The following is a 10,459-nucleotide window of genomic DNA, read 5'->3' as shown; positions in this document are numbered from 1 at the left end:
GGCCCCCGCCCCCGCGGGGGGGCGGGCGGGGGGCGGGGGGGGGGGGCGGGGGGGCCAGGTGGGCTGCGCGGGGCCGGGGGCGGCCGGGGGGGCGGCCACCCCCCCCCCCCCCGCGGCCGCCCTGCCCGGCACCACCGAGCACGAGGTCCCCGGCCGCACCGGCCCCGACGGGCGGCCGGTCACCGGGCGGTACGCCCTCCTGCCCGACGGCACCGCGCTGGTGGAACTCGCCGTCGCCAGCGGGCTGCCCCCGATGTCCCGCCCCGCACCGCTCACCGCGACCACGCGGGGCACCGGCGAGACCGTCGCGGCGGCCCTCGACGCGGGCGCGCGCCGACTGGCGGTCGCCCTCGGCGGCTCCGCCTCCACCGACGGCGGCAGCGGCCTGCTCGCGGCGCTCGGCCTGCGGCGACCGACGCGCGGGGCCGGGAGCTCCCCGACGGCGGCGGAGCACTGCCGCGGGCCCACCGGGTCGACGCCACGGGCCTGCGCCCGGCGCCGCCCGAGGGCGTGGTGCTGCTCACCGACGTCACGAATCCGCTGCTCGGCCCGGACGGCGCCGCCGCCGTCTACGGCCCGCAGAAGGGCGCGGACCCGAGCGAGGTCGCCCTGCTCGACCAGGGCCTCACCCGGCTCGCCGCGCTCCTCGGCGCGGACCCGGCGCAGCCCGGCGCCGGTGCGGCGGGCGGCACCGCCTACGGCCTCGCGGCCGCCTGGGGCGCCGTCGTCCGCCCCGGCGCGGCCGCCGTCGCCGACCTCCTCCGCCTCGACCGGGACATCGCCACGGCGGATCTGGTGATCACCGGTGAGGGCCGGTACGACGCGACCAGCCTGCGTGGCAAGGCGGTCGGCGAGGTCCTCGCCCGGGCCGCCCGGGCCGGCGTCCCGGCCCGGATCGTCGCGGGCGAGTCGGCCGACGACCGGGTACTGACCCTCGCCGCGCTCGCGGGCGACCCGGCCTCCGCCCGGGAGCACGCCCGCCTGTGGCTGGTCCGCGCCGGTGCCCGCCTCGCCCACGACGCGGCGGGCTGAACTCCCGCCGTCCGGGCCAGGTCCCCTCGCGCTCGGCGCGGACCGAGCCGCCCGGGTCACCCGCCCGGCACCACGTTCGCCGGCGGCAGCCCCTCGAAGAAGGCCACCGCCTCCTCCCGCCAGTGCGGGCGCCAGCTCTCGGCCTCGGCGCGGGCCGCGTCGGCGCAGCGGCGCATGTCGGAGCGGAGCTTCCGGTCCACGCCCAGCCGTCGGGCCAGCTCGCGGACCTGCTCGACCGCGTCGGCCGGGCAGTGCGGGTCACCGAGCGCGGACTCCACCACGGCCCGCTGCGCCTCGTCCCCGCGGGCGAGCAGGGCGCTCACGGCGTAGCTGCGGCGTCCCGCGCGGAGGTCGGCGCCGGTGGACTTGCCGGTGGCGTCCTCGTCGCCGAACAGGTCGAGGTAGTCGTCGCGCAGCTGGCCGCCGATGCCGACCAGGGTCGCGTACCGGCGCAGCCGTGCGTCGTGACCGGCCACGTCCTCGCCGGCGGCCAGCAGCCCCAGCCGCAGCGGGGCGAGCACGGAGTACCGGGTCGACTTGTACTCGCAGACGGTGTGCAGGAACTCCTCGTCCGGGAGCGGCAGGAAGTCGCGTTCGAGGTCGAGGATCTGGCCGGCGACCGTCTCGGCGCCGGCGTTCAGCTGCACCTCCAGCATCGCCTGGCGCAGCTCGGCGGGGACGTCCGCCTCCAGCAGGACCCGCATCGAGAGGAAGGCGGCGAGGTCCCCGGCCAGGACGGCCAGGCCGAGCGCGGTGCGGTCCGCCGCCGGGAACTCCCGGCGGTAGGCGTAGTAGGTGGAGGGGCCGCCGCGGCGTACGGGCGCGTCGTCGATGATGTCGTCGTGGACGAGCCCGTGCGTCTGGAGCAGCTCGATGCTCAGCGCGGCCTCCGCCAGGCCGGGCACCGGGTCGGTGGTCACCAGGCGGGCCGCCTCGTACAGCAGGGCGACCCGCAGCCGCTTGCCGCCGCGCAGTGAGAGGTCCCGCAGCAGCTCCAGGCAGCGCGGGGTGAAGCGGCTGAGCGGCGGCGTGTCGAGGCGCTCCGGCAGGGCGGCGAAGTAGGCCTCGAAGCGGAGGTCGAACCGGCGCCGGTGTCCGGCGGCTCGTTCGCGGGCGGCTGCCGTGATCGTCTCGTTCACGAGGCCCACCCTCGCATCCGGCGTACGGGACCGCGCAGCCGCCCTGCCTACTCGGTCTGGACGGCGATCAGGCAGGTGTCGTCGTCGGTGTCGGCGGGGCTGAGTTCGAGCAGCCGGTCCAGGTACTGCTCCAGGTCCGGGCCGGGGGCGCCGGCCGCCCGGAGCAACTGTTCCACCGACTCCTCCACCGGGCGGTCCCGGCGTTCGACCAGGCCATCGGTGTAGAGCAGCAGGACGTCACCCGGGTCGAGCCGGGCGGTGCGTTCCTCGTACTCGGCGTCGTCCAGTGCGCCGAGCAGCACGCCGTGCGGCAGCGGCAGCACCTGGGCGCCGTCCGCGCCGAGCCGGATCGGCGGCAGGTGGCCGGCCCGGGCCCAGCGCAGTTCGCCGCCGACCGGGTCCACCAGCACGCAGACGGCCGTCGCGGTGACCTGGCCCGGTTCGCGCAGGGCCACGGTGTTGGCCCACTCCAGCAGCCGGCCCGGGCCGGCCCCGGTGACGGCGAGGCCGCGCAGCGCGTGCCGCAGCGCGACCATCCCGGTGGCCGCGCCGACGCCGTGCCCGGCCACGTCGCCGACCGCGAGCAGCACCCGCCGGTCGGGTAGCACCAGCACGTCGTACCAGTCGCCACCGACCCGGTCGCGCTGGGCCGCGGGCCGGTAGCGGACGGCGGCGTGCAGGCCGGTGACGGCGAGCGGGGGCGGGGCGGCGGGCAGGATCGCCTGCTGCAGCCGCAGTGCCAGCTGCGCCCGTTCGGCCGACTCCTGCTCGCTGTCGGCCAGCCGCTCCCGGGTGGCGCCGAGCGCGACCTCCGTCCAGTGCTGGGCGGAGACGTCGTGGTAGGCGCCGCGGACGGCGACGAGCCGGCCGGTCTCGTCCACCACCGGCTCGGCGATCACCCGGGTGAAGCGGTGGGTGCCGTCCGGGCGGTCCAGCCGGACCACCGCGGAGGCGGTGCGGTGGTGGTGCCGGACGGTGTCCAGCAGCCGCCGGACCGCCGGCCGGTCGTCCGGGTGGGTGTGCCGCACGAGCCGGTCCAGCGGTACGGGCGGGGCGTCCGGCGCCAGCCCGTACAGCTCGCGCAGCCCGTCGCTCCAGCGGATCCGGCCCTCGGCGGGGCGCTCCTCGAACCCGGCCACCCGGGCCAGCCGCTGGGCCTGGCGCAGCAGGGCGGCGTGCTCGTCCTCCTCCCGCTCGTCGTCCAGCCGCCAGCAGACCAGCACCCGGCCGCCGAGCGGGACGACCGAGAGCAGCACGGCCACCGGGACGGCGGGCCCCTGCTCCCGGAAGGCGAGCCGGACCCGCTCGGCGGTCGACGGTACGCCCGTCTCGTACGCGCGCAGCAGCCGGTCGAGCAGCCCGGCGGCCGAGGCGACCGGGTAGGTCTCCAGCAGCGAGGCGCCCTCCAGCGCTTCCCGGGGCCGGCCGAGCGGGTCGCGGAACCGGGCGTTGACCCGGACCACCGTGAAGTCGGCGATCCGCCCAGCCCGCAGGACGGGGGCCAGCAGCAGCGCGGGGGTGAGCAGGCCGTCCAGGAGGTCGTCGGCCCGCTCGGGGGGCACGGGCTCCGGGGGTGGGCCGAGCAGGGTCGCGCAGAGGTCGGCGAGGGCGTACAGCCCCCGGCGCCGGGCCGGGCCGAGCACCGGGGCGGAATCGGGGCCGGTGGCCGGCCAGAGCAGCTCCAGCGCGCCCGTGCGGCGGCGCCGGTCGAGCAGCGGGACGACCGCCCGGGCGGCGGCTCCGCCGACCGAGGGACCGTCCGCCCCCGGTTCGCCGGGCCACAGCTCGGCTCCCCCGCCGACGACCAGTTGCGCCGGGGTGGGGACGCCGGGCGGTACCCGGGACCAGCCGGCCGCCTCCTCGGCACGGAGCCCGGCGTGCGCGGCGAGGGCGAGCGCGCCGCCGGGCAGCCGCTGCCAGACGGCCACGGCGCGGACGCCGAGCGCCGCCGCGGCCTGGTCCAGCACGGCCCCGGCGGCGTGCTCCAGGTCGGGCGCGGAAGCGAGTGCGGGCGCGACGGGCGGGCCGGCCTCGGGCGGTTCGGCGGCGGGGAGGCCGAATGCCGCCGGTCCGGGTCCGCCGTCCGGGCCCTGTCCCGGTTCCGTTCCCGGTTCCTGGCCCGGCTCCGGGAGGCGCGCGATGTCCGTCGCCAGGACGAGCACCGGCACGCCCGACTCCCGGGCCAGCCGGGCGAGGTGCGCGGCGGCCTCGGCGACGGGCAGGCCGAGCCGCTCGGCCAGGATGCCGGTGGCGAGGTCGACGGCGGCCCTGGTCCGCGCCTCGGCGTGCGCGCGGGCGGCGGCCGCCCGGAGACGACGGACGGTTTCGGCCAGGGCCCGGGCGGTGCGCTCCGCGGCCTCCTGCGCCGAGGGCTCCTGCGCCGCGGCCTCCTGCTCGGCGGTCACGGCGCGCCCCGGGACCGGGGCGCGGTGCCTGCCCGACGAGCAGCGGTGCCCGAGTGCCGGGCCGCGGTTCCCCCGCGCCGGGCAGCGGTCATGACGCGTCCAGCCATTCCCGCATCCGCTCCAGCAGCCGGCCGGTGTCGACCGGCTTGGTGATGTGGTCGTCGGCCCCGGCGGCCAGGCTGCGGTCCCGGTCGCCGGGCATGGCCTTGGCGGTGACGGCGACGACCGGCAGCTGATCGAAGCGGGCGTCGGCGCGGATCTCCGCGATGGCGGCGTAGCCGTCCAGTTCGGGCATCATGACGTCCATCAGCACCAGGTCGGTCTCCGGGTGGGCGCGCAGCAGGTCGAGCCCGGCGCGGCCGTCGGCCGCGTGCAGGATGGTCAGCCCGTGCCGTTCCAGGGCGGCGGTGAGCGCGAAGACGTTGCGGATGTCGTCGTCGACGATCAGCACGGTCCTTCCGGCGAGCGGTCCCGCCACGACCGGGGGCGCGTCGCTCTCCCCGGTCTCCCCGGTCTCCCCGGTCTCCCCCACCGCCGAGGGGCTCTCGTCGCCGAGCGCCCGGATCACCCGCACCCGCTGCTCGTCCGGTCCGCCGACCCGCTCCACGCCCCCGGGGGCCGCGCCGCCGCCCCCGTTCCCGAGCACCGGCGTGCCGCCCGTCGCCGCCGCCTGCTCGTCCAGCGGCAGGTACAGCGTGAACCGGCTGCCCTGCCCCGCCGCGGAGCGGACGGTGATGGCGCCGCCGAGCAGCCGGGCGAGCTCCCGGCTGATCGACAGGCCGAGGCCGGTGCCGCCGTAGCGCCGCGCGGTGGAGCCGTCGGCCTGCTGGAAGGCTCCGAAGATGGTGTCCAGGTGGGCCGGGTCGATGCCGATCCCGCTGTCGTCGACGTGGAAGGCCACCGCGGCGGGCGCGCGCCCGAGTCCGGGCGGCAGCTCGGCCTCCTCGACGCGTTCGATCCGCAGCTCGACCCGGCCGGTGTCGGTGAACTTGACGGCGTTGGAGAGCAGGTTGTGCAGCACCTGGCGCAGCCGCGCCTGATCGGTGACGATCCGTTCCGGCACGGCCCGGTCGACGGCCACCTCGAAGGCGAGCCCCTTCTGGTCGGCCAGCGGCCGGAAGCCGGACTCCACGTACTCCAGCAGTTCGCGCACCGCGAAGGGCTCGATGGACAGGTCCATCTTCCCGGCCTCCACCTTGGAGAGGTCCAGGATGTCGTTGATGAGCTGGAGCAGGTCGGTGCCGGCCGAGTGGATGACGCCCGCGTACTCGACCTGTTTGGGGGTGAGGTTGCCGCCGCTGTTCTCGGCGAGCAGTTGGGCGAGGATGAGCAGGCTGTTCAGCGGGGTGCGCAGCTCGTGGCTCATGTTGGCCAGGAACTCCGACTTGTACATCGAGGTCCGGGTCAACTCCTGCGCCCTTTCCTCCAGTTCCTGGCGGGCCTGCTCGATCTCCAGGTTCTTCGCCTCGATGTCCCGGTTGCGCTGGGCGAGCAGCGCGGCCTTGTCCTCCAGTTCGGCGTTGGAGCGGCGCAGTTCCTCCTGTCCTTCCTGCAACTCCTGCGACTGGGACTGGAGTTCGGCGGTGAGCCGCTGGGACTCGCCGAGCAGCTCGTCGGTGCGCGCGTTGGCCAGCAGGTTGCCGAGGTTGACCCCGCAGGCCTCGGCGAACTGGGTCAGGAAGTCGCGGTGGACCTGGGTGAACGGGTGGACCGAGGCGAACTCCAGCACGCCGATCAGCCACTCCTCCAGGGCGATCGGCAGGACGACCAGCGAGCGGGCGTCGGCGCCGCCCGCGCCGGAGGAGACGGTGGCGTAGCCGGGCGGCAGGTCGTCCACCGCGACGGTCCGCCGGGTCCGGGCGGCCTGGCCGACCAGGGACTCCCCCAGCCGCAGCCGCCGCTGCTCCCCGGCCGGGCGGCCGTAGGCGCTGATCAGGGCCAGTTCGGTGCCGTCCGCGCCCTCCTCGGCGAGGAAGAACGCGCCGTACTGGGCGCCGACCAGCGGGGTCAGCTCGTCGGTGATCATCCCGGCGACGGCGCGGATGTCCCGCCGGGCCTGGATGGCGGCGGAGAAGCGGGCCAGGTTGCTCTTGAGCCAGTCCTGCTCCTGGTTGGCCAGGGTGGTCTCGCGCAGCGATCCGACCATCGCGTTGATGTTGTCCTTGAGGTCGGCGACCTCGCCGGAGGCGTCCACGCTGATCGAGCGGGTCAGGTCTCCGGCCGCGACGGCGCTGGTGACCTCGGCGATGGCGCGGACCTGCCGGGTGAGGTTGCCGGCCAGCTCGTTGACGTTCTCGGTGAGCCGCTTCCAGGTGCCGGAGACGCCCTCCACCCGGGCCTGCCCGCCGAGCCGGCCCTCGCTGCCGACCTCCCGGGCCACCCTGGTCACCTCGGCGGCGAAGGAGGACAGCTGGTCGACCATCGTGTTGACGGTGGTCTTGAGCTCCAGGATCTCGCCGCGCGCGTCCACGTCGATCTTGCGGGTCAGGTCGCCGTCGGCGACGGCGGTGGTGACCTGGGCGATGTTGCGCACCTGGCTGGTCAGGTTGTGCGCCATGAAGTTGACGTTGTCGGTGAGGTCCTTCCAGGTCCCGGCGACGTTGGGCACCCGGGCCTGGCCGCCCAGGATGCCCTCGGTGCCGACCTCGCGGGCGACCCTGGTGACCTCGTCGGCGAAGGCGGACAGCGTGTCCACCATGGTGTTGATGGCCGCGGCGAGGGCCGCGACCTCGCCCTCGGCCTCGACGGTGATCTTCCGGGAGAGGTCGCCGCGCGCCACCGCGGTCGCCACCTCGGACATCGAGCGGACCTGGCCGGTCAGGTTGGAGGCCATCACGTTGACGTTGTCGGTGAGGTCCTTCCACGTCCCGGAGACCCCCCGCACGGTGGCCTGGCCGCCCAGGTTCCCGGCGGTGCCGACCTCCCGGGCGACCCTGGTGACCTCGTCCGCGAAGGAGGACAGCTGGTCGACCATCGTGTTGATGGTCTCCTTCAGCTCCAGGATCTCGCCGCGCGCGTCGACCCGGATCTTCTGGGTCAGATCGCCCTCCGCGACGGCGGTGGTCACCTCGGCGATCGAACGGACCTGGGCGGTGAGGTTGTCGGCCATGACGTTGACGGACTCGGTGAGCGCCCGCCAGGTGCCGGAGACGTCCCGGACGTCCGCCTGGCCGCCGAGCCGGCCCTCGGTGCCGACCTCCCGGGCGACCCTGGTCACCTCGTCCGCGAAGGAGGACAGCTGGTCGACCATCGTGTTGATGGTCGTCTTGAGTTCCAGGATCTCCCCGCGGGCGGCGACCGAGATCTTCTGGGTGAGGTCCCCCTCGGCCACGGCGGTCGCCACCTGGGCGATGTTGCGCACCTGCCAGGTCAGGTTGCCCGCCATCGCGTTCACCGAGTCGGTCAGGTCGCGCCACGTCCCGGCGACGCCCGGCACCTGCGCCTGGCCGCCGAGCCGGCCCTCGGTGCCCACCTCCCGGGCCACCCTGGTCACCTCGTCCGCGAACGAGGACAGGGTGTCCACCATGGTGTTGACGGTGCTCTTGAGCTCCAGGATCTCGCCGCGCGCGTCCACCTCGATCTTCTGGGTGAGGTCACCGCGCGCCACCGCCGTGGTGACCTGGGCGATGTTGCGCACCTGCCAGGTCAGGTTGCCGGCCATCGCGTTCACCGAGTCGGTCAGCTCCAGCCAGGTCCCGGTCGCGTCCGGTACCTGCGCCTGGCCGCCGAGCCGCCCGTCGCTGCCGACCTCCCGGGCCACCCTGGTCACCTCGGAGGTCACCCGGGCCAGCTGGTCGGCCATGCCGTTGAAGACCTCGGCGATCTCCCCCAGCACCCCCGGCCGGTCCGGGGCGAGCCGGGTCCGGAAGTCCCCGTCGCGCACGGCCGTCAGACCGGCGAGCAGCTGCCGCAGCGCCTGCTCGGCCGGATCGGCCGCGGGGGCTGCGGCTACCGGGTGCTCGTCCATCCGCCCACCGTCCGGATCGCTCGCACGGCCGGGGTGCGCCGTCCGGGCACCTCGGACCCCAGGGCGACGGGCTGCCGCCCTGCTCCCACTGTGCCACCGCGGGCCGGGGGCGACACTCGGGGCGGATGCGCCCGGGGCAGGGGCGGACACCCGGGGCGGACGGGCCCGGGCGGGGGCGGCAGGCCCCAGCGGCCCCACCGGCCTCAGCCCGGCACGGTCTCGCGGATCGGAAAGGCGTCGGTGGCGCCGGTGAGTTCGAGCATCCGCAGGATCAGCGGCCGGGGCCGGGCCAGCTCGATCCGGCTGCCGTCCACCGCCGCCCGGGCCTTGGCCCGCAGCAGGGCGTTGAGCCCGGTGGAGTCGCAGAACTCCAGTCCGGCGCAGTCCACCACGACCACGCCGGCCGGCTCGGCGAAAGCCCGGTCGAGCGCGGCCCGCAGGTCCCCGCTGGAGTCGAGGTCGAGCTCGCCGACCAGCACCAGGACGGTGCCCAGGGCCCACGGCCGGACCTCGATGCTGAGCCCCTCGGCCCGGTCGACGGCCGGGTCCCCGGACTTCGGCGGGCGCTGCGTCATGGCTCCGCGCTCCTCTCGCTCGGTGAGGACCGGGCTCGGTCGATGCCGGCGCTCACACCCCTGCGGCTGTCCGCTGCGGAACGCCGGAAACCCCCGGGCGGGGACGGGCCGCGATCAGCCGGGCCGCTGCGGCTCCCCGGGCGCCCCGCCCGCCCCGGCCGTCGTCAGGGCCGGCGGGCGCGGCACCTCCAGCCAGACCAGCTTCCCGCCGTCCTCGGGCCGGGATCCCCAGGCGTCGGCGAGCCGGTCCACCACCCGCAGCCCGTGCCCGCCCGGCCGCCCCGCACCGGCGAAGGGGCGCAGCCGCGGCGGGACGGGACTGGCGTCCGCGACCTCCACCCGCAGCCGGGCGCCGTCCCAGTGGAGCCGCAGCTCGCGCGGGCCGCCGGGGGCGTGCAGGCAGGCGTTGGTGACCAGTTCGGAGACCATCAGCAGGACGTCCTCGGCCGCGGCCCGCCGGTCCTCGTCGGGGGCCGGCAGCCACTGCCAGGACACCAGCGCCCGCCGGCTGAACTCCCGGCTGCGCTGCACCGCGCCGGCGCTGCCCTCCAGCGCCAGCCGCCTGCTCTGCTCCCGACTCGGCGGCCCACCGTTCCCGGGGCGGTCCACGGTCTGCCTCCTCACCTCGGCTCGGGCGGTGCGGCGGGCCCGGCCGGGCCCTCGCCGGGCGCCTCCAGGGCCGTGCGGAGGTCGGGGTGGACCCGCAGCACGCCGTCGGCCCCGGTGATCGCGAGCAGCCGCACCACCAGCGGGCCGGCGCCCGCCAGCTCCAGCCGCACCCCGTCCCCCTCGGCGTCCAGCCGGGCGCGCAGCAGGACGTTCAACCCGGTCGAGTCGCAGAACCGCAGGCCGGCGAGGTCGACGACGATCCGCTCGATGCCGGACGCCGACGGCGGCCGGGCGAGGGCGGTCCGCAGGTCGTCCGCGGTGTCGTGGTCCAGCTCCCCGGTGACGGTGACGATCCGTACCGGCCCCCGGTCCCCGACCTCGACCCACAGGCCGCCGGACTCGTGCTCCCCGGTGGGTTCGCAGGGTTGCTCGGATGGCCGTGGCATGGCTCGCTCCCGGTCCGGTGGGGACGGCGGGGCGCCGTCCCGACCATCATCGCGCGCGCCGTGCCGGGCCGCGCGGACGGCCGTACCCGCGAGTATCCCGGGTGCGGGCGGGAGCACCGTCCGTCGGTCGTCCATGCCCCGCGTCTGCCCGAACCCGGCCGGGACACACGTACCGCCGCCGGCCCGGGAGCACGTCCCGGGTCGCCCGCGCGGGCCGGCGCGCGCGGACGTTTCGCGCGCGGACGTTTCGCGCGAGGACGTTTCGCGCGAGGACGTTTCGCGCGAG

6 protein-coding genes and 1 pseudogene are annotated in these 10,459 nt (G+C 76.6%); 1 reads left to right on the top strand and 6 read right to left on the bottom strand.

Features of this window, described 5'->3' with window-relative positions:
* The first annotated feature begins 58 nt into the window (after positions 1-58).
* Positions 59-1,032 (top strand): annotated as a pseudogene (locus ACWGKU_RS22745) (glycerate kinase).
* A 56-nt stretch (positions 1,033-1,088) separates the two neighbouring features.
* Here ACWGKU_RS22745 and ACWGKU_RS22740 read toward each other — a convergent pair.
* The 6 genes from ACWGKU_RS22740 to ACWGKU_RS22715 all read right to left on the bottom strand — a co-directional run bounded on the left by ACWGKU_RS22740 (position 1,089) and on the right by ACWGKU_RS22715 (position 10,173).
* Positions 1,089-2,171 (bottom strand): polyprenyl synthetase family protein, encoded by a 1,083-nt coding sequence (locus tag ACWGKU_RS22740; RefSeq protein WP_452179239.1) that lies wholly within the window; start codon positions 2,169-2,171, stop codon positions 1,089-1,091.
* A 47-nt stretch (positions 2,172-2,218) separates the two neighbouring features.
* Complete coding sequence (locus ACWGKU_RS22735; RefSeq protein ID WP_452179238.1) at positions 2,219-4,576, bottom strand: SpoIIE family protein phosphatase; 2,358 nt, start codon at positions 4,574-4,576, stop codon at positions 2,219-2,221.
* A gap of 88 nt (positions 4,577-4,664) precedes the next feature.
* Entirely contained in the window at positions 4,665-8,543 is a 3,879-nt protein-coding gene (locus ACWGKU_RS22730; protein ID WP_452179237.1) for a HAMP domain-containing protein, read from the bottom strand.
* A 203-nt stretch (positions 8,544-8,746) separates the two neighbouring features.
* Positions 8,747-9,118 (bottom strand): STAS domain-containing protein, encoded by a 372-nt coding sequence (locus ACWGKU_RS22725; RefSeq protein ID WP_401054770.1) that lies wholly within the window; start codon positions 9,116-9,118, stop codon positions 8,747-8,749.
* 114 nt (positions 9,119-9,232) lie between these two features.
* Positions 9,233-9,727: an ATP-binding protein gene (locus ACWGKU_RS22720; RefSeq protein WP_401054772.1), complete on the bottom strand. Its 495-nt coding sequence runs from the start codon at positions 9,725-9,727 to the stop codon at positions 9,233-9,235.
* A gap of 11 nt (positions 9,728-9,738) precedes the next feature.
* Complete coding sequence (locus ACWGKU_RS22715) at positions 9,739-10,173, bottom strand: STAS domain-containing protein (RefSeq protein WP_401054774.1); 435 nt, start codon at positions 10,171-10,173, stop codon at positions 9,739-9,741.
* Between the last annotated feature and the right edge of the window lie 286 nt (positions 10,174-10,459).

Source organism: Kitasatospora sp. NPDC054768 (genome assembly GCF_053612025.1).
Note: the sequence above shows the minus strand (reverse complement) of the source record. Positions and strands in the feature narration are given on the sequence as shown.

Excerpts from the sequence above, each read along its gene's own strand:
- ACWGKU_RS22730 (WP_452179237.1), bottom strand. The coding sequence starts at position 8,543 with ATGGACGAGCACCCGGTAGCCGCAGCCCCCGCGGCCGATCCGGCCGAG.
- ACWGKU_RS22725 (WP_401054770.1), bottom strand. The coding sequence starts at position 9,118 with ATGACGCAGCGCCCGCCGAAGTCCGGGGACCCGGCCGTCGACCGGGCC.
- ACWGKU_RS22715 (WP_401054774.1), bottom strand. The coding sequence starts at position 10,173 with ATGCCACGGCCATCCGAGCAACCCTGCGAACCCACCGGGGAGCACGAG.